Source organism: Oceanobacillus sp. AG, assembly GCF_009746545.1.
GTDB lineage: Bacteria > Bacillota > Bacilli > Bacillales > Amphibacillaceae > Oceanobacillus > Oceanobacillus indicireducens.
Genome location: NZ_WOWT01000004.1, coordinates 51030 through 70421 on the forward strand (window position 1 = coordinate 51030; position 19392 = coordinate 70421).

At 38.7% G+C, this 19392-nt stretch carries 16 protein-coding genes; 5 read left to right on the top strand and 11 right to left on the bottom strand.

Annotated elements, in window-relative coordinates:
- Nucleotides 1-193 precede the first annotated feature (193 nt).
- From queC to queF, 3 genes are read left to right on the top strand one after another with little or no spacing between them, the layout of a single operon-like run.
- Complete coding sequence (queC, locus tag GN217_RS02930; protein WP_255454341.1) at nt 194-853, top strand: 7-cyano-7-deazaguanine synthase QueC; 660 nt, start codon at nt 194-196, stop codon at nt 851-853.
- Nucleotides 853-1446 (top strand): VUT family protein, encoded by a 594-nt coding sequence (locus GN217_RS02935; protein WP_156855250.1) that lies wholly within the window; start codon nt 853-855, stop codon nt 1444-1446. Before queC ends, GN217_RS02935 begins: the two co-directional genes overlap by 1 nt.
- The gene (gene queF / locus GN217_RS02940; protein ID WP_156855118.1) at nt 1419-1907 is read left to right on the top strand and encodes a preQ(1) synthase; all 489 of its coding nucleotides are present in this window, start codon (nt 1419-1421) and stop codon (nt 1905-1907) included. The genes GN217_RS02935 and queF overlap by 28 nt, the downstream gene beginning before the upstream one ends.
- Nucleotides 1908-2092: 185 nt before the next feature.
- On the opposite strand, the gene GN217_RS02945 is transcribed toward queF, so the two are convergent.
- The 5 genes from GN217_RS02945 to GN217_RS02965 all read right to left on the bottom strand — a co-directional run bounded on the left by GN217_RS02945 (nt 2093) and on the right by GN217_RS02965 (nt 7924).
- On the bottom strand, nt 2093-3034 hold the full coding sequence (locus tag GN217_RS02945; RefSeq protein WP_156855120.1) for an ABC transporter ATP-binding protein: 942 nt from the start codon (nt 3032-3034) through the stop codon (nt 2093-2095).
- Between the two features lies 1 nt (nt 3035).
- Entirely contained in the window at nt 3036-4094 is a 1059-nt protein-coding gene (locus GN217_RS02950) for an ABC transporter ATP-binding protein (protein ID WP_156855122.1), read from the bottom strand.
- An 18-nt stretch (nt 4095-4112) separates the two neighbouring features.
- Nucleotides 4113-5132 carry an oligopeptide ABC transporter permease gene (opp3C, locus tag GN217_RS02955; RefSeq protein ID WP_156855124.1) on the bottom strand — a complete coding sequence of 340 codons (1020 nt, stop codon included), beginning with the start codon at nt 5130-5132 and terminating at the stop codon, nt 4113-4115.
- The gene (gene opp3b / locus GN217_RS02960; protein WP_156855126.1) at nt 5129-6061 is read right to left on the bottom strand and encodes an oligopeptide ABC transporter permease; all 933 of its coding nucleotides are present in this window, start codon (nt 6059-6061) and stop codon (nt 5129-5131) included. Before opp3b ends, opp3C begins: the two co-directional genes overlap by 4 nt.
- A gap of 129 nt (nt 6062-6190) precedes the next feature.
- A complete protein-coding gene (locus tag GN217_RS02965) occupies nt 6191-7924 on the bottom strand; it encodes a peptide ABC transporter substrate-binding protein (protein WP_156855128.1) in 1734 nt (577 codons plus the stop codon).
- Between the two features lie 740 nt (nt 7925-8664).
- Between GN217_RS02965 and GN217_RS02970 the strand changes: the two genes are divergently transcribed.
- Together GN217_RS02970 and GN217_RS02975 are read left to right on the top strand one after the other, a co-directional pair.
- Nucleotides 8665-8994 (top strand): DUF3899 domain-containing protein, encoded by a 330-nt coding sequence (locus GN217_RS02970; protein ID WP_198042571.1) that lies wholly within the window; start codon nt 8665-8667, stop codon nt 8992-8994.
- 923 nt (nt 8995-9917) lie between these two features.
- The gene (locus GN217_RS02975; protein WP_156855132.1) at nt 9918-11711 is read left to right on the top strand and encodes a TcaA NTF2-like domain-containing protein; all 1794 of its coding nucleotides are present in this window, start codon (nt 9918-9920) and stop codon (nt 11709-11711) included.
- Nucleotides 11712-11767: 56 nt separating this feature from the next.
- On the opposite strand, the gene ald is transcribed toward GN217_RS02975, so the two are convergent.
- The 6 genes from ald to GN217_RS03005 form a co-directional block, all read right to left on the bottom strand.
- Nucleotides 11768-12898, bottom strand: a complete 1131-nt coding sequence (ald, locus tag GN217_RS02980; RefSeq protein WP_156855134.1) for an alanine dehydrogenase — start codon at nt 12896-12898, stop codon at nt 11768-11770.
- Nucleotides 12899-13045: 147 nt separating this feature from the next.
- Nucleotides 13046-14488 carry a Na+/H+ antiporter NhaC gene (nhaC, locus tag GN217_RS02985; RefSeq protein WP_156855136.1) on the bottom strand — a complete coding sequence of 481 codons (1443 nt, stop codon included), beginning with the start codon at nt 14486-14488 and terminating at the stop codon, nt 13046-13048.
- 202 nt (nt 14489-14690) lie between these two features.
- On the bottom strand, nt 14691-15341 hold the full coding sequence (locus GN217_RS02990) for a GNAT family N-acetyltransferase (RefSeq protein ID WP_198042572.1): 651 nt from the start codon (nt 15339-15341) through the stop codon (nt 14691-14693).
- Nucleotides 15342-15364: 23 nt separating this feature from the next.
- Nucleotides 15365-16786, bottom strand: coding sequence for an NAD-dependent succinate-semialdehyde dehydrogenase (locus tag GN217_RS02995; RefSeq protein WP_156855140.1), 1422 nt, complete (start codon nt 16784-16786; stop codon nt 15365-15367).
- A complete protein-coding gene (locus GN217_RS03000) occupies nt 16773-17885 on the bottom strand; it encodes a C45 family autoproteolytic acyltransferase/hydrolase (RefSeq protein WP_156855142.1) in 1113 nt (370 codons plus the stop codon). The genes GN217_RS02995 and GN217_RS03000 overlap by 14 nt, the downstream gene beginning before the upstream one ends.
- A 101-nt stretch (nt 17886-17986) precedes the next feature.
- Nucleotides 17987-19354, bottom strand: coding sequence for an aminotransferase family protein (locus GN217_RS03005; RefSeq protein ID WP_156855144.1), 1368 nt, complete (start codon nt 19352-19354; stop codon nt 17987-17989).
- Nucleotides 19355-19392: the final 38 nt, after the last annotated feature.

Here is a 19392-nt window from a genome sequence, read left to right on the forward strand (position 1 = left end):
CACAACTCCATACAATTTTTTACTACTATTGCGTTTCCACTTTTCTTTCCTTATAATGGTGAATATAAAAATTTGGTTACTTTATTATCCATCCTATAAAGGAAACGGTTAGAATAGGAAGACCAACAATAATGGATATCTCGTTCTAACTACTCATAGAGGGTTCGAAACCATCCCCTCTTAAATAAAAACTATGGAGGAATGTACAATGGAAAAGGCAATGGTTGTATTTAGTGGCGGACAGGATTCGACCACATGCTTGTTATGGACATTGGAAGAATTCGATCAAGTGGAAACCGTCACTTTTTTGTATGGGCAAAGACATGAATCGGAGGTCGAATGCGCGAAGAAAATAGCAAAGGATCTCGGTGTCAATCAGAAAATTATTCAGATGGATCTACTGAATCAATTAACTGAAAATTCCTTAACGAGAAAAGATATGGAAATAGAAGAAGGAACAATACCAAATACATATGTAGAAGGAAGAAATCATATCTTCCTTTCATTTGCTGCCATTTATGCAAAATCAATGGGCATAAAAAATATTATCACCGGGGTCAGTGAAACAGAGTCCAGCGGATATCCGGATTGTCGAAATGTTTTTATTCAATCACTCAACACGTCGTTAAATCTTGCAATGGATTTTCCTTTTAAATTAATCACCCCTCTCATGTGGAAAGATAAATCAGAGGTTTGGAAAATGGCAGATCGGATGGATCGCCTAGCGTATATTAGGGAAAACACGTTGACATGCTATAACGGGATTATCGGGGATGGTTGTGGTGAATGCCCTGCTTGTAAACTAAGAAATGATGGGTTAGAAACCTATCTACAAGGGCGACATGTAGTATGATTCGAATAGCTATCTACCTATTATCTATCATTTTAGCCAATGTCATTACTGCAAGATTCGCTCCCTTGGAACTAGGTCCACTCATCATCCCGTATGGTACCTTGCTGATCGGATTAACCCTTGTCATGAGAGATATGGTGCAAAATAGATTCGGCAGATTACGGACCTATCTGCTCATTGGGCTAGCCCTGTTACTCTCAGCTCTTTCAAGCTATTTAATAGGGGATCCATTATGGGTCGTTTTTGCAAGTACATTAAGCTTCATTATTTCCGAGACAGCCGACACCGAAATTTATACACGGTTTAAATTACCATTTGTAAAAAGGGTCATGTATTCAGGTATCGTTGCAGGATTTTTGGATTCAGCAATCTTTGTCATTATCGGTATTGGACCGCTTGGACTGGAATTCGTTCCGTGGAATCTAGTGCCCTATGCCATATTAGGTCAATGGGTTGCCAAGGTTGTGATGCAATTAGTAGTTGCTGGTGGAATTAGGAAAGTCGTTATAAAAATGGATCTGTATGAACCGAATATTACGGATAGGAAATTAGAGGAGGATAAAGCATGCGAAAAAGTGACACAAACGATTTAACATTACTAGGAAATCAAAATACGGAATACAATTACAAATACAATCCCGACATTTTGGAAACATTTGAAAATCAACATAGAGAAAATGATTATTTCGTTAAATTCAATATCCCTGAATTTACAAGCCTTTGTCCGATGACAGGACAGCCGGATTATGCCACGATTTACCTTTCGTATATGCCTGATGTTAAGATGGTGGAAAGCAAATCACTGAAACTGTATATGGTCAGTTTCAGGAACCAACCAGGATTCCATGAAGACTGTGCAAATATAATCATGAAAGACTTGATTAAATTATTAGATCCGAAGTATATCGAAGTCTGGGCAAAATTCACCCCACGCGGAGGACTCTCCATTGATCCGTATTGCAATTACGGAAAGCCCAATACGATATATGAAGAAATGGCAAGAGAACGAATGTTTAAGCATGATATGTATCCGGAGAAAGTAGATAATAGATGAAGTGAAATCCCCATTTATTATTCTACATGCAGTTAGATATAGAATCTGCTTAAACATAAAATACCTCCATCATCCTATTGATGGAGGTATTTTATGTTTAGCGAATAAACTTCGAGGAATCTAGCTAACAATCAAGTTTACTAAAATGTGGCACGGATCATAGTGGATACCACGCTCAAAGCTTATTAAATTTTATAGTCTTTCTGGATCTGTTCAAATTCTTTTTCCGAACAATTGACAAAGTGTCCTGGAGCAACCTCTCGCATGGTCACTTCTTCACCTTCAGCGTACTGATGAATTGCAGGATTGTATGATTGCCGTTTACGGGTGCGTTCATAGTCCGGATCCGGTAACGGGATTGCGGAAAGTAATGACTGTGTATATGGATGCATCGGATTGCGGTATAAATCCTCGGCAGGCGCAAGTTCGACTAATTTACCAAAATACATCACACCGATTCGATCACTAATATATTTCACCATCGATAAATCGTGGGCAATGAATAAATAAGTTAGTCCTTTTTCCCTTTGTAGTTTTTTGAGTAAGTTAACTACCTGGGCTTGGATTGATACATCCAAAGCCGAAATGGGTTCATCCGCGATAATAAATTCCGGTTCCACTGCTAATGCCCGCGCAATACCTATTCTTTGCCTTTGTCCCCCGGAGAACTCATGCGGGAAACGGTTCGCGTGTTCTCGATTTAAACCAACTGTTTCCAAAAGCGAATGAACTTTTTCCATACGCTCTTTAGGCGATTTGGCTAGACGATGGATATCAATCCCCTCAGCGATCAGGTCTGATACCTTCATCCTTGGATTTAATGAGGCGTAAGGATCCTGGAAAATCATCTGCATTTTACGGTTGAATTCCTTCATTTCCGAATTTGACTTTTTCCCATGTACATTTTTGCCTCTATAAAGCACTTCACCGTCTGTTGCGTCATACAAACGGATAATGGTCCTTCCAGTAGTTGATTTGCCACATCCTGATTCGCCAACAAGTCCTAATGTTTCTCCTTTATATATATCAAAAGTGACATCGTCCACTGCTCTGACTTCACTTGGTTTGCCAACGTTAAAGTGTCGCTTAAGATTTTTAACTTCTAACAACTTTTCTGATTCCGCCACTTCACTGTCCCCCCTTTAAAGAAGCCGCTTGTTTCGCTTGGTATATAGCCTTTCTTTCTTTGACTGCTGCTGGAGGGTCTACTTTAGGTGCATCGGGATGAAGCAACCAGGTAGCAGCAAAATGGGTATCCGAAACTTGAAACATTGGCGGTTCTTCCTCCAAGTCTATTTTCATAGCATATGGATTTCTTGGAGCAAACGCATCTCCCTTTGGCGGATGCAGTAAATCTGGTGGTGTACCAGGAATTACAAATAACTCCTCATCTCCTGAATCCAAGCTTGGCATGGAACTTATTAACCCCCATGTATAAGGATGTTGTGGATTATAAAATATCTCATCTACGGTGCCAATTTCTACAATCTTACCCCCGTACATGACAGCTACACGATCAGCAACATTAGCAACAACACCTAAATCATGTGTGATAAAAATAATCGATGTTTCGATTTGTTTTTGCAATTCTTTCATTAAATCTAATATCTGCGCCTGAATGGTAACATCTAAGGCCGTTGTTGGCTCATCCGCAATCAACACTTTCGGAGCACAAGCAAGTGCAATCGCAATTACAACACGCTGTCTCATTCCACCTGAGAATTGGTGCGGGTATTGTTTAATACGAATTTCCGGTTTTGGAATACCTACAAGATCAAGCAGTTTCAAAGCCCGTTCCCTTGCCTTGTCTTTACTCAACTTTTGATGCTTTAAAAGTGGTTCCATAATCTGCTTTCCAATTGTCATCGTTGGATTTAACGAGGTCATGGGATCCTGAAAGATCATTGAAATATCTTTTCCACGAATTTTTTGCATCTGTTTTTCCGTTGCTTGAGCAATATCTGTATCTTTAAAAAGAATTTTCCCTTTTTTTATTTCCGAGTTGTCAGGTGGTAACAATCGCATGATCGACTTCGTTGTTACCGATTTTCCAGATCCAGACTCTCCAACTATAGCAAGTGTTTCTCCTTCAAAAAGATCAAAGTTCACGCCACGGATGGCCTGCACTTCCCCTGCGAATGTATGGAAAGAAATATGCAGATCTGAAACTTCCAATATCTTTTTCATGTCGTTTCACCTCATTTATTAATCACGCATTTTTGGATCAAACGCGTCACGAAGTCCATCTCCCATTAAATTACAAGCTATTAAGATAATACAAATAACAATACACGGAATAACCATTAAATGAGGTAAGAACTGAAATGTTTTATATCCATCCTCAATTAGTGTACCAAGAGATGCCTCTGGTGCTTGTAAACCAATTCCGATAAAGCTTAGGAAGGCTTCAAAAAAGATGGCACTAGGAATCGTGAACATGGTATTAATGATAATAACCCCGGATAAATTGGGTAGTAAATGTTTGAATAATAATCTGAAGTTACTTGCTCCGAGTGTCCTTGAGGCAAGTATATACTCCTGATTCCTCAACTTAAGCACTTGTCCCCTTACAACCCTTGCCATACCTATCCAGCCGGTGATAACCAAAGCTATTGTAATCGACATAATACCTGGCTTTAAGATTAAAAGCATTAATATGACGACAATTAGGTTAGGAATACCAGATATTACCTCCAGGATACGTTGCATCACGTTATCAACTCTGCCGCCTTTGAAACCGGAGATTAATCCGTAGACAACACCAATTACCATGTCAATTACTGCCGCTAAAAGGGCAATATAAAGTGACACCCTTGTTCCTACCCAGACACGGGAGAACAGGTCACGTCCCAGACTGTCCGTTCCAAACCAATAATACTCTTCTATACCAAGTTCTTCATATTTATTTGTTTCTACACCGCCGATTTTTTGACTGCCATCAAATATCCCAATATCCTCTAAAACAGGCACACGAGGAGGAAGATTCCCATGGGCAACGTTTTGCGCATAGGGGTCAAATTTTGAAAGGGACGGTCCAATAATTGCCATCACAACTATAAGCAATAATAAGACTGCACTAACAATTGCTGCTTTATTTTTCCGGACCCGTAGCCATGCATCTTTACCGAATGAAAGTTGTGGTTTCTCAATCTTTTCTAAATCAGAATGATCCTTTGGAGCGGGATCAAATCGATGTTTTTCAATTTTTTCCGGAACATTCATCATGATTTATCCCCTCCTTGTAAACGAATCCTTGGATCAATAATTCCATATAATATGTCCACGATTAAAATAATCACTGTCAACAAGAAGGCAAAAAAGATGGTTGTTCCCATGATAATTGGAAAATCATTTGTCATAATTGATTTTACAAACTGTTCTCCGATTCCCGGAATCGCAAATATCTGTTCTACGACCATCGACCCCGTCATCAATCCTACAGCCATAGGTCCAAGTACGGTTACAAGAGGAATTAATCCGTTGCGGATAGCATGTTTGAAGGATACTTCCATTCTTGAGTTCCCTTTTGCTTTTGCGAGAGTAATATAATCCGAGCTAAAGACCTCAATCAGCTCTGTTCTCATAAAACGGGCCGCGGTTGCAATAGGGAATATCGCCAGAGCAATCGTTGGCATAATTGACGAAGCAAATCCATTCCAGGATGCAACAGGCAGCCATCCGAGCTTAACTCCGATTACATACTGCAAGAGTGCTGCAAATACGAAAGAGGGAATTGATTTCCCTAAGACTGCTAAAAATGTACTGCCATAATCAATCCATGTATTTTGAAACATAGCAGCTAAAACGCCAAGTAATATACCAATAATGGTTCCAATAAACATCGCCTGAAAACCAAGCTGTAAGGATGGCCCCATACGATTCTTTAAAAGTTTTGTCACGGGTTGATTGTCGAACTGAAACGACACACCTAAGTCACCCTTCACAACATTCATCATATAATTGGCGTATTGCACAGGAATCGGCTTATCTAGCCCATACTTCTCATCTAAGATTACTCGCTGATCTTCCGTGAGCTTTTCTTCATTTTGGAATGGGCTACCAGGCAAGAACTTCATTAAAAAGAATGTTAATGAAGCTATAATAAACAGCGTAATAACCAAATAAATTATACGCTTTATGAGATACTTCGCCATTGGTGTTTCCTCCTATATGCTAATAAATAGAAATTTTCTAATAAAAAAGGTGCATACATGAGGAAAAGAGAGTATCTTTACGGAATACTCTCTTTTCCTTTAACCGTTGCTGTTCACTTGATAGCAAAATTAGTTTTCCATATACACGTTCTTCAATGTATAGTCCGGTCCGAATAAATGCTCTTCAAAACCTTTTACATTTGGTTTAATAAGAACAAGTCGTCCTCTTTGATAGATTGGAGCAACTACAGTATCCTCTTGAATCAATAGCTTTTCAGCTTCTAACATTGCTTCCCAACGTTTTTCAGGGTCATTCGCATATTTCACTTTCGCGTCTTCAATTAATTGATCATATTCTTCATTTGAATAACCAGTATTGTTGTTCGTTCCATCTGTAACGTATAGATCAAGGAATGTCATTGGGTCTAAGTAGTCTGGTCCCCAACCATGCATGACAATGTCATAGTCCTGATTGGTCGTATCTTGCAGACGCACTTTAAATGGTACGTTTCTTAACTCAAGTTTCAAACCTTCTAGATTTGTTTCGAGTTGGCTCTGGAAATATTCACTTGTTTTCTTAGCGTTTTCTGTATCATCACTTAAATAATCAAGCGTAATTTCTTCCACTCCTAACTCTTCTAAACCTTTTTCCCAATACTCTTGTGCTTTTTCTAGGTCAAATCCAATCAAGTCGCCGCTTTCTTCACGGAAATCTTCGCCAGTTTCAGGATTTTTCGCCAAACCTCTTGGTACATATCCATCACTTGGAACAGAACCGTTTGCTAAAACTGTTGTTGTATATGCTTCTTTGTCAAACGCCATTGCTATTGCTTTACGAATATTCTCATTCGCTAATGGAGTTTCTTCGCCATCACGTACCTGGTTGAACTTCAAATACCAAGAACTACCTTCTTCAAATGTAGAAGCATTCTCATCATTTTGATATTGTTGTGCATATTCAGCGCTTAAAGCAGCTGTACGATCTGCTTCGCCTGTTTCAAATAAATTGACCGCTGTACTTGGTTCTTTTACAACTTGTACGTTAACTTCATCTAAAGCAACGTTTTCTTTATCATAATAATGGTCATTTCTCACATACTTCCAAGTTAGACCGCTTCCGTCCCACTCTGTTAGTACGAATGGTCCGTTTGCAAGCATCGTGTCACTATTTGTTCCAAAGCTGTCACCTTGCTCCTCAACAAACGCTTCATTAAGAGGTAAGTATGTTCCAAATGCCAATAGGGAATCCAAATATTCAACAGGTTGTTCCAATGTTACTTCTAGCGTGTAATCATCAATAGCTTCGACTTTTAACTCTTCTGGATCTTTATCCCCATTCATAATTTCTGTTGCATTTTCAATAATTCCGGAGAACATATATGCATACTCTGATCCAGTCTCAGGATTTACTGCTCTTTGCCAAGAATATACAAAGTCATTGGCAGTGACAGGGTCACCATTAGACCACTCAGCATCTTCCCGTAATTTAAATGTATAGACCTTACCATCTTCACTTATTTCTGGTTCGCCATCTGCAATCGCAGGGACAGGTGTATCATTCTCATCTAAAACATAAAGACCTTCCATTGTTTGCCCAAACACGATAAAGCTAGCTGCGTCTGTAGCAAGTGACGGGTCACCCGTAGGAATCTCAGCTGTTTCAATCATATTAAACACTTGCTCACCTGTGGCTTCTCCACCATCTGAACCTTCATCAGTTTCCTCGCTACTTGTGTCCGAGCTTGAATCCGGCTCTGAGCCTGAATCTGCATCTGAGTCTGAGTCAGAACCGCTACAAGCTGAAAGAGCGAGTACCAGCATCAAGGCTAGTACAATAAAAAGATAATATTTTGACTTTTTCATTCGTAAACCCACCCTTTTCTTTATATAGTTTCAGGATATATTATACTACAATTTAAATAATTGTACATTACTTTTTTTACAAATTATTGCAAAGTTCTTTATCGGAATTGAGCAATTATTCTTATAAAACCCTCTCCTTCTATGTAGATAGTATGAACGAAATCAATGGCTTCCCTTCTATAAAACCAGACCTTTCACCTATACTTCTGTCTCCTCCTTACTTTTTAGTATATTGCTTTCATGCAGGTTCGTAATCTCCAAGTCAATTGCATACGTAGCCGATCAGGAATAAATTGGCATAAAGAATTATCCAATGATAAGCTGATATTGCAGGCATAACTTTAAGATGTTCAGATAAGAGGAGTTAAATAACCCTGTTTTTGGGGTTAGCCACTATAATTGATTATCGTTTTTTATGCTACCTTTCAGTTTAATTCTTGCATGAATGCGTTTTCATAATATAATATACCAGTAGATTTATAATTCGGCAAGACTTTTTTAAAGATAAGAAAGTATTAAATAAAAATGCTATGGTAACTTAGGTATCCAGGACTAGCCACGTCCGCTCTGCGTCCAGAAACACAGTTTGTACGTTGCTGCGACTACTGGATGTGCTAGTACAAACGCCCTTTAGTGGGACGATCTCTGCCCCAGGTGTTGCGAAGATGATCGCGTTTTTAACCTGCAAGGGCGCTTGCCTTTGTTCTCGTATCCATTTTTTATAAAGGATGTTAACCTACATGCTCAAGAAAATTTTGATTTGGAATAGTATAACTCAATTACTTGTGTTACTGCTTGCTATGATTTTTTACAAACGAGCGGACCTATTAGCCTATATTAATGTATCTTTTATTATTGGCACTGCACTAATCCTCATAGCGATGGCTGGTTATGTAATAAAAGGACGTTTCTTTGATATCATTTTTTATAGTTTTCAGCACACATTTAGTAACGTGACTGAAAAAGACCGGCGACCGCTATCACGTCTTGTTCCCCAAAATTACCAACTTCCGCTCATAACGGGGATCGTAACTATTTTGCTCATGCTTTTAGCCTTATCTTTATATTAAAACCGAAACAGCGACTCCCATTGCGTGAGCGAACTTAATCGAGGCTAGGACATAACTTCTTAGTATGGTTATAAATCCGAACAAATGATAAGAAAGAGCATCAACAACCGCTCCGGGAATATACTACGCTTTCCGCAGGCGGCTGGTGAGCCTCCTCGGGCTGCCGCCCTGCGGGGTCTCCCCGATGCCGGCCGACGAACAGGAGGTTCTAATACCGGCGTTGGTCACAGGACGTGACCGTACTTAGCCGGCCTCCTGCTGGAGTCTCCGTATATTCCCGGAGCTAGTTAGCAGTTTTGTTCGGATTTAATTCATATTAGAATAGTTATGTCCCAGCTTCATTAAAGGAAACTTAGGCGAAGAGAGTAAGTTGATACCCGCTTTCACTACTCGGCTATAAGAGCGACTAGGCCTTATACAAAACGGCTAAGTCTTCCACTTTATTATATAAAAGCTAAATTAATTTTTATGTATAATGGTTTGACCCGTACACACCCGAGACATACCACTTATCACCATATTGCATAACTTCCACTGTTACCAATTCCCAATCATCATCTTCATCATCTATAAGCATTATTTACCTAACCGAGATAATGCTACACATTACTAGGTCTTTTGCGAAGGGTATAAGGATATACTCTTTTCATTCCTTTCTGATATTGAACCGGTCATCATTATGATTGTTTTTATTAATCTAATACTAGTGCAAACATTTATATATGAATCTACTAAAGTATATAGTTATTCATATTCATCAAATAACGAAAAGGCTTAACAAATTTAATAGAATAGTCTATACTACTTATGATTGAATGGATGAAGAAAATTTATTTCTTAAATACTAGAGTGTGAATAATTAAGATGGTTATCTGACGATGGTGATTTTGAAGAAATAATTAACATAAAGGGGTCTATCAAACATGGATAAGTACTGTACGGAATGCGGGGAAGCAATAGATGAATCCTTGAATTTTTGTCAGAATTGTGGGCATAAATTACATGCCTCTTCAGAACAGGACGGAAATACAGTTATCCCTCCCAAAAAGCAGCCAAAAAATTATACAAAGAAACAAAAAATAATCATGGGTGCAGCAGCTGCTCTATTAGTTTTCATGATTGGCGGCTATACGTGGGGAAAATCATATTTCTCTCCAGAAAAAACGGCAGAACGATTCATCACAGCAATCATTGAAGAAGATTATGGAAAAGTTCAGGATTTGACAATGATGCAAGGTGAATCGATATCACAGGCAGAGGCAGAAGCACTTGTTACTTTAGCAAAAGAAGAGGCACATTATATCAATATTGAAACGACAAATTTAGAGGATTTTACGAATCAGAATGACCTTATGAAACTAATAAATAACGGGAAGCATTTATTTCTTTTTCCCAAGTATCAATTTTCTTTAGTACCACAATATGCGGACTTGGATCTGCCTTTTAAAGATATAGAAACGACATTTAATGAAGAAACATTTCCTGCTAAAAAGAACGATGAACGAAACATTGTTTACGGGCCACTCGCACCCGGGAAGTATAAAATACATAGTAGTTACAGCGGGGAATTAACGGAAGCTGAGTCCGATGATGTAATAATCCTCGGAGACAGCTATAGTGATACGGTTTACCATGATGTTCAACTGGATGCAGAATCAACAACATTCCATTTATATAATTCGAATAACAGTCCGATTAAAAATGCGTACATTAAAGTGAATGAACAGCAAATTCCCTTCGATGAGAGTATGAATATTGACGCACTTGGCCCGATGAATCTGGATGGCTCTGTCACTGCAACTCCGATTATTGAAACAGAATGGGGTAAGGTGACATTAGAGGATATCAAGATTGAAGAAGATTACTACGAGCTTACATTGAACACTGTAAGCAAGGAACTGATGGATAATTTATCAGAAGTTATTTTATTGTATGGGGAAGAATATGTAGAAGCCCATGCAGCAAATGATGCCACAATCTTTACAGCTGTCACGGAAAACGTAAGAGAAAATTTCCAAGACGACTTTTCCTATAATATCGAGTACGGGAAAAATTTCACTGGACAATTAGACAAAATTGAAATAAATTATGATGAACTAACTTTCTATGAAAAAAATGAAGTTGCCATTCCCGCGAACTTCCATTTTACAGCATCCACTTACGATAGTGATGCGCAGCCTGATTTAGAAGAACGAATTGACACGGTAACACTTCTAATGAAGTTCGATTCGGATGAAGAAAAATGGCTGATCGATGAAGCGAGTTCGTATGGACTATTTAGCAGTAATGATTTTAAAGCTACGGCAACATTGGAAGGATCGCAAGAATTACATAAGGCTACCAAGTCAGCTTCAGCACCTGCAAGCAAAGACATGGATGAACAAATAGAGGAAACCACTTTAAATTATATATACAGTCTTGTTGAAGCGATTAATGCGGATGATTATGAGCTAGTTCGTCCTTATATCAAAGATGACAGCCCGCTCCATGGCATGCAAGTAGATTTAGTAAATCGCTTGGTGGAAAAAGGTATGAAGCAAGAAGTCATCGATGCAACCGTAACGAATATTGAAGAAGACGGCGATTCATGGATTGTAACGACAGACGAAACCATTAAGTTAATTTATAGCAGCGGTAAAGAGGAAACTAGTAATTATAGTTGGAATTACACCGTTGAGCCGGATGGCAATGGGGTGTCATTAACAAATATAGATTAAAAAATATAATAACGAGAAATACCCTTCTAAACAAATCAGAAGGGTATTTTCTATCATTATACATTTGCCGTTTCAATCAGTGCTTCTTCAGGTGGAGTATAACGATAACCAAGATCATCCGCCACCGTTTGAATGGTTACTTTTCCATTAATTGTATTAACACCAGAGCGTATCGCTGGATTATCTTGAATAAGCTTGACGATTCCATGTGAGCCAATCTGTGCTGCATAAGGAATGGTCACGTTTGTTAAACCAACTGTTGCGGTACGTGGTACAGCACCAGGGATATTAGCAACTGCATAATGCACGACACCATGTTTCATAACAGTTGGGTTATCATGGGTCGTTGGCGTGCTGATCGTTTCAAAGTTCCCGCCTTGATCAATCGCAACGTCTACGATAACAGAACCAGGCTCCATCGATTTAATCATCTCTTCACTCACAAGTTTTGGTGCTTTCGCGCCTGGAATAAGAACAGAACCGATAACTAAATCGGAGTTCTTGACGGCTTCTGCAATATTATAAGGATTAGAGATTAAAGTTTGTACCGTCGAACCAAAGATGTCGCTGAGCTCACGTAATCGGACCGGGTTCAAGTCAATAATAGTAACCTTGGCTCCAATTCCCGCTGCAATTTTAGCTGCATTCGTACCAACGACACCGCCTCCAATAATTGTAACATTTCCTTGATTCACACCAGGAATGCCACTTAGCAGAATGCCTTTACCGCCTTTTGATTGCTCTAAAAATTGTGTTCCAATCTGTGTTGCCATCCGGCCTGCGACTTCACTCATTGGTGTAAGGAGCGGTAGTGTATTGTTGACAGTAATTGTTTCGTAAGCGACGGCTGTTACTTTATTGTCAACTAATGCTTGGGTCAGTTCCGGCTCTGCAGCTAAGTGAAGATAGGCAAATAAGATTAACCCTTCGCGGAAATATTTGTATTCCGATTCTATCGGTTCTTTTACCTTCAAGATCATTTCTGCCCTTTTCCAAACCTCGGAAGCATCCTCTATGATTTCCGCTCCAGCTGCTGCATATTCTTTATCTGTAAAGCTGCTGCCAGTCCCAGCATCTTTTTCGATAAAAATAGTATGTCCTGCTTTCGTTAAATTGGTGACTCCAGCTGGCGTAATAGCGACACGCTTTTCATTATTTTTAATTTCCTTTGGTACTCCGATAATCATGTGATTCTCTCCATTCTGTGATTTATTATTAGCTAATTTTTTCTTCTAGTATTCTCTCTACTATGAAAGGTAAATCGTTGCTACAAATCTACTTAACATTCCTATGCCACCGTATTTAAACGAGGTGTGCAGGTAGTTTAGATTTTTTTACTTCACCATTTCCTTTAACATCGGCGGATCTGCTTCCTGTTTATAACCTTCTTTATATTCTACTTTAAACCCTGTAAAGCCATAGATAATAGCAATTAAAGGGCTAATTAAACATAGAAATGCAAATGGTAAATAGCTTAGTGTCGATACACCTAATGTGGTCGCCATGAATGCTCCACAAGTATTCCATGGTACAAGAGGTGAAGTCATCGTTCCTGCATCCTCCAATGTCCGGGATAGGTTTTTCGACTTCAGTCCTCTCTTATCATATTCTTCCGCATACATTCGGCCTGGAACAATAATGGACATATATTGGTCACATCCGACAATGTTCGAGGAAATACATGTAACTACTGTTGCCGTTATCAGGCTGCCAGTTTTTTGGGCAAATTTAATAATCTCCTCAACTAGCACTTCAAATATTTTTGTTAATTCAAGAACACCACCAAAACACATTGCAATAATAATCAATGAAACCGTATACAATACGGACTCTATTCCACCATTATTTAATAGATTATCAACTACTTGGTTTCCCGACTCGATGGAATACCCATAATATAATATATTAATCGCATCACCTACTGGTACTTTTTGTACAACAATTGAGCAGATTGTACCTAGTATGGAACCGATAACTAAACCTGGTAGTGCCGGGATTTTAAAGATCATCATGATAATGATGAATAACGGTACTAACAGCAGCCATGGTGAAATGCTATAGATCTCATTCAATTGAGTTTGCAAAACCTGTACTTCGGAAATACTTGCACCTTCACCAGAATATCTAAAATCAAGAATTGAAAACAGTATTAACGAAATGACGAGACCTGGTATCGTTGTATAAAGCATATGTTTAATATGCTCAAACAACTCTCCACCGACAATGCCTGGAGCAAGATTCGTTGTTTCAGAAAGTGGTGAGATTTTATCCCCAAAATAAACACCTGAAATAACAGCTCCCGCAACCATAGCCGGGTTGATGCCAAGTCCATGTCCAATACCCATTATTGCAATTCCAATTGTTCCTGCCGCTGTCCAGGCATTTCCAGAAGCGATAGATACAACACATGATATTAAACAAGCTGCCACAAGGAAGAAACTTGGCGAAAGTATATTGAGTCCGTAATAAATCATTGTTGGTACAATACCACCTGCTATCCAAGAACCAATTATCGTTCCGATCACCAAAAGAATAACAATCGCTTGAAGAGCAAGACGAACGGCATCCAACATTCCTTTTTCAACTTCGAACCATTTAAACCCAAGTCTAAATGCAACTATGGCGGCGACTCCAGCACTTAGCAATAATGGAATATGCGGATCTGTATCATATACAAAAATGCCAATTACTAAAGCGACAATCATGAATATAATCGGAATCAAAGCTTCAAATAATGTTGGTTTCCTAATGCCTAACTGCTTATTTTCCTTACTCATTTACATCTCTCCTTGTTTCACTTTAGTTAAATCGACCTTCCTTCCCACAAGCAAGATAATTCTCAAGACAGATACAGTAAATCAACGAAACTACTTACCATAGTAAATACTTTTGGAGCCATAAAAGAGCTGCCCCATGTCAACAGTGAAATCAGGAGACTCTTTTTGTTCATTTAGTTTGATTTAAAATCCTGTAATCCAATTATTCTTCCCTATAATCCGGATTATGCCATTCCATTAATGTAGCATTTGTAAGCGATTCTTTATCTCCCATTAAATAGCCTCGCATTACCTTTCTTAATTTAAAGCCATTTTTAAGCTGAAATGTAAGAACGGAATCATAAATATTTTCTTTTTTTACTTCCTCTACGTATTCTTCAGGTGTTAATTGAGCCGCATATTTATAATAGTTCGGGATACGCCCACCTATAATAATACTTTTCAACCCTAGATTTTTACATATCTCTCTGCGGGCCTGATATAAATACTTCCCTATCTTCATTTTTCTGAATTCTGGATGAACACCTACTTCTATTCCATAAAGATTTCGACCTTTCGGATTATGATTTCGAATATAACCATCATCAGAAATCATCGTATAGGAATGTTCTTCACCATAATCATCAAAGTCAACAATTAAACTACACGCTGAACCTACTATTTTCCCTTCATATTGCAAGCAGACCTGACCTTCTGGAAAAATCTCTATTTGACTTGCCAAGTTCGCACGTGTTAGGGACATGTCCGGCCCAAAACATGTATAAGATAGCTCTGCCACTTCATCAAGATCTTCCTGTTGAATCTTTCGGATTGTCATATTTTCACCGAGCTGGATTGATTTTGTTTCCGGCATTTTTTTAACTCCTTTCCTATTCATTATTTTGTACTAATAGAGACAAACTTTTCTTCCAGGTATTCTTCCAATCCGTATTTTCCGCCTTCTTTACCCATTCCACTTTCCTTCACTCCTCCAAATGGCGCCTGAACTACAATTGGTAACGAATCATTAATACCTACTATTCCAAAGTCAAGTTCCTTCATCATACGTAATCCACGTCCCAAATCTTTTGTATAACAATATGCAGCTAGTCCGTATGATGAGCCATTTGCCCGTTCCACGACTTCCTCTTCCTCTTTAAACGTAAAGATCGGTGCAACCGGGCCAAAGGTTTCTTCTGTTGCAATTTTCATATTTTCATTAGCGTATTGAATAACAGTTGGTTCATAAAAATAACCGTTTAAGTCATTTTCTTTGTATACATTTCCACCACAAAGCACTTTTGCATTATTTTCTACCGCATCTTCTACTTGAGCTTTTACTTTCTTCAATGAAACTTCATTAATTAGTGGTCCAACGTCTACGTCAGCGTTCATTCCATTTCCTACTTTTAGTTGCGCTGTTTGTTCCGCTAACATTTCTCCAAATTGTTCCGCTATACTTTCTGACACATAAATACGGTTTGTACTGATACATGTTTGCCCGGTATTTTTAAATTTGGATAGCATCACTCCACGAACGGCCTCGTCTAGATCCGCATCTTCAAAGATGATAAATGGGGCATGACCACCAAGCTCCATCGATGCTTTTTTAACAGTGGCAGCAGAATCACGAAGAAGCATTTTACCAACAGCGGTTGAGCCTGTAAATGTAATCTTTCGTACATCTGAACTGCTTGTCATTTCGCTTCCTATTTCTTCCGCCGGTCCAATTAAAAGATTTACAACGCCATTAGGGATTTCGGCTTCATGAAAACATTCAAAAACTTTTATTGCAGATAAAGGTGTAGCAGGAGCAGGCTTTAATACAACCGTACACCCTGCAGCCAGCGCCGGAGCTAGCTTTCTTGTAATCATTGAGAGCGGGAAGTTCCACGGAGTAATAGCAGCACATACACCGATAGGCTGTCTAATTACCATGAGGTGTTTTTCCTGTTGTGATGCTGGTAAAGTTTCACCATAAACTCGTTTCGCTTCCTCGGCATACCACTCCAAATAAGCTATCGCACCGGCTACTTCGCTTTTTGCATCTTTTAATGACTTTCCATTTTCCTTCGTAATCGTTTTCGCTAATTCTGTTGACTTTTCCCTCATTAATTGAACCACTTTTTGTAAATAGGCACTTCGTTCATTACCAGTTGTTTTTTTCCATTGCTTAAATGCTTCTTTTGCATCTGCAATTGCTTTTTTCGTTTCCTCTCTCCCACCTGTTGAAACGGTTTCAATTATTTCACCTGTTGCGGGGTTTACGACTTTTATTTTTTCATCTGTTTGTATCCATTCACCATTAATATATAGCATTCGAATTCCTCCAGCTGATTTCTTCATATTTATTGTTATCAAGAGATTTTCCGACCCGAAGATATGCTATTCTTTTTGATAGATTCATTACGATAGAAAAAACAGTCTCCATTCTCCGGTGTTCTGGTGCTCTCTCGTTTTCAAAGTGGTTAATAGAATTTGGTGCATTAAATTCATCTGAAAGCCATGTTTTGAATGTTTCTTCGTCTATTGGCTCTTTATTTGCAATGGTTGTATTTATAAGCTGTTCCGCTCTCTTTTTACGAAGCATCGAATCATCAAATCTGAATTCGTTCATATCTTTTAAATTCTGTTTAATGTTTTCGGATAGGAGATGGTTTGTATGTACTAATTTCCCGTCCTCTCCTCCAACATAATCAATGCCAAATGGAGACACCTCAGGATTAACAGCTATTCCATTTCCATTTCCTTCATCATAACCAATCAGGAAACTAGCAGCAGAAGCCATTTGCGTCCCTTTGATTTTTGAAATAGCTTCCGTTAAAGAATGAGAATTAAGGACTGCCCGTAACCCTAAATGGATCGGAACTTCATCTGACTTTTTATCAGTAATCAATGCGTTAAAGCATATCCCTACACCGGAAGAATTAAAACCAATTTTCCCGATCATTCCTCCCTCCGTCACCATCGTAATATCCGGCCTGCCTTCATGTTGTATGTTCAGTAATAAAAGACTATTTATTTGCGAAGGCTTCCAGTCCCAATTTTGACCAATAATTGTTTCTGATATAGTTGGTTCGGTAACTGCTATTGCTGTACAGCCATCTGAAAATGATGTTCCTTTATATCCGGCCAGTGCAATTTCACTACGCGCATTAAGAGCTAATATATCTTCAAAATCTACCCCCGCACCTGCTGCAATCCCTTCCATTTCTTCAATCATGGTTACATCGTATTTTTCTATTGCATCAAGATGCGTAAGCGCACGCTCCCTTGCTTCTGACCAGTCAATATGCTGATAGCCGTGAAATAATTTTTCATATGTTTCTAGACTTTGTAAAACTTCTTTTTTTCCATATGCACCATGCTTATATCCTATATCCCTCGCTGATCCGCTTAATACTAATTTGTTAATCATTATCTTCCCTCGCTTATCATGCTTACTTTTCTGTCCATAATAGACTTGTAAGTTCAAAAAGTCTCCGGGTAGCTGCGGGGACCTTTTGAACCTCTGTATTACTAGATCGTCTTTTTAAAAGCGGTGATAGACTCATCAATAATGTGAATCATGTCATTAATTTCTTGTTTGTTAATAACTAGTGGTGGTGCGATTGCAACTCTGAAATCCCCAATAGCTCGGAGAATAAGCTTGCGATTAAAACATTCATCAACCACTTTCGTTGCTGCTTGTAAAGATGGATCGAAATGTTCACCGGTTGCAGAGTTATAGAGTTCAAATGCAGCGAGCAGTCCAATAGAACGGCTATTTCTTATAATGTCGTGCTTTTCTTCCAGATATGCCAATCCTTTTTGCATTTCTTTTTCCATTGCTTTGGCATTTTCTACGATACCGTCGCGCTCAATAATTTCAATGTTTTTCAGCGCTACTGCACATGCTGTTGGATGTCCGCTATAGGTAAAGCCATGAGCCATTACTCCCTCATAATTTACGATAGCTTCTCTTACCGTATCGCTAATCATTACGCCTCCCAACTGCGAATAACCACTTGTAATCCCTTTAGCAATACACATTAAGTCAGGGACTACTTCCCAATTTTCAACTCCAAACATTTTTCCTGTGCGGCCAAATCCACAAATCACTTCGTCTGCGATAAATAAAATATTGAACTCATCACAAAGTTTTCTAACGGCTTGCAAATAACCTTCAGGTGGAATATTTACCCCGCCTGCTCCTTGAACTGGCTCGATAATTACCGCTGCAATTGTATCTGCTCCTTCTTTCTCAATAAGATATCGAATAGACTGTTCATAATTTGGATCATTTTTATCGCCCAATTCACAATTTGTTAAGTGTGGTGTTGCATGGTAAAACCCTTCCACACTAGCTCCCGCAAATTCGTGTGTTGTTGGAATCCCAGTAGCACTCTGCGCAGCCTGTGTTACACCATGATATCCGTCCCTCATTGCAATAATTTTCTTTTTTTCATGTTTTCCTTTTAATGACCAATAAAATCTTGATAATTTGAAAGCGGTGTCATTTGATTCAGAACCACCCGAAGTATAAAAAACTGAATTTAAATCACCTGGAGCGATAGATGCTAATTTTTCAGCAAGTTTAATAGCTGGTACATTCGAAAAGCCCTTAAATGCCGAAGAGTAAGCAATTTTTAACATTTGCTCATTCGCAGCTTCCGCAAGTTCTTTTTGACCATGACCAATATTCACATTCCAAAGCATGGACATCCCATCAATATAAGCTTCACCTTCTAAATTATTAGCAAAAATACCTTGACCGTCGGAAAAAATAATATCCGGCCCATCTTGTGCACCTTTTTTAGGTGCTGAAGTAGGATGGATAAAGTGTTTTTTATCTAATTCAGCTAGTTCGTCAGTTTTCGACTTTAAGACAGAGACTTCTTTTACCATAATTAAAACCTCCAATTTTAGTATTCAAATAATATAAA

What these genes read in the sequence shown, in the direction of transcription:
- GN217_RS02995 (WP_156855140.1), bottom strand. Translation starts at nt 16,786, where the DNA reads ATGCTATATATTAATGGTGAATGGATACAAACAGATGAAAAAATAAAA.
- GN217_RS03000 (WP_156855142.1), bottom strand. Translation starts at nt 17,885, where the DNA reads ATGATTAACAAATTAGTATTAAGCGGATCAGCGAGGGATATAGGATAT.
- GN217_RS02975 (WP_156855132.1), top strand. Translation starts at nt 9,918, where the DNA reads ATGGATAAGTACTGTACGGAATGCGGGGAAGCAATAGATGAATCCTTG.
- queC (WP_255454341.1), top strand. Translation starts at nt 194, where the DNA reads ATGGAGGAATGTACAATGGAAAAGGCAATGGTTGTATTTAGTGGCGGA.
- nhaC (WP_156855136.1), bottom strand. Translation starts at nt 14,488, where the DNA reads ATGAGTAAGGAAAATAAGCAGTTAGGCATTAGGAAACCAACATTATTT.
- queF (WP_156855118.1), top strand. Translation starts at nt 1,419, where the DNA reads ATGCGAAAAAGTGACACAAACGATTTAACATTACTAGGAAATCAAAAT.
- GN217_RS02970 (WP_198042571.1), top strand. Translation starts at nt 8,665, where the DNA reads ATGCTCAAGAAAATTTTGATTTGGAATAGTATAACTCAATTACTTGTG.
- GN217_RS03005 (WP_156855144.1), bottom strand. Translation starts at nt 19,354, where the DNA reads ATGGTAAAAGAAGTCTCTGTCTTAAAGTCGAAAACTGACGAACTAGCT.
- ald (WP_156855134.1), bottom strand. Translation starts at nt 12,898, where the DNA reads ATGATTATCGGAGTACCAAAGGAAATTAAAAATAATGAAAAGCGTGTC.
- opp3b (WP_156855126.1), bottom strand. Translation starts at nt 6,061, where the DNA reads ATGGCGAAGTATCTCATAAAGCGTATAATTTATTTGGTTATTACGCTG.
- GN217_RS02950 (WP_156855122.1), bottom strand. Translation starts at nt 4,094, where the DNA reads ATGAAAAAGATATTGGAAGTTTCAGATCTGCATATTTCTTTCCATACA.
- GN217_RS02965 (WP_156855128.1), bottom strand. Translation starts at nt 7,924, where the DNA reads ATGAAAAAGTCAAAATATTATCTTTTTATTGTACTAGCCTTGATGCTG.
- GN217_RS02990 (WP_198042572.1), bottom strand. Translation starts at nt 15,341, where the DNA reads ATGCCGGAAACAAAATCAATCCAGCTCGGTGAAAATATGACAATCCGA.
- opp3C (WP_156855124.1), bottom strand. Translation starts at nt 5,132, where the DNA reads ATGATGAATGTTCCGGAAAAAATTGAAAAACATCGATTTGATCCCGCT.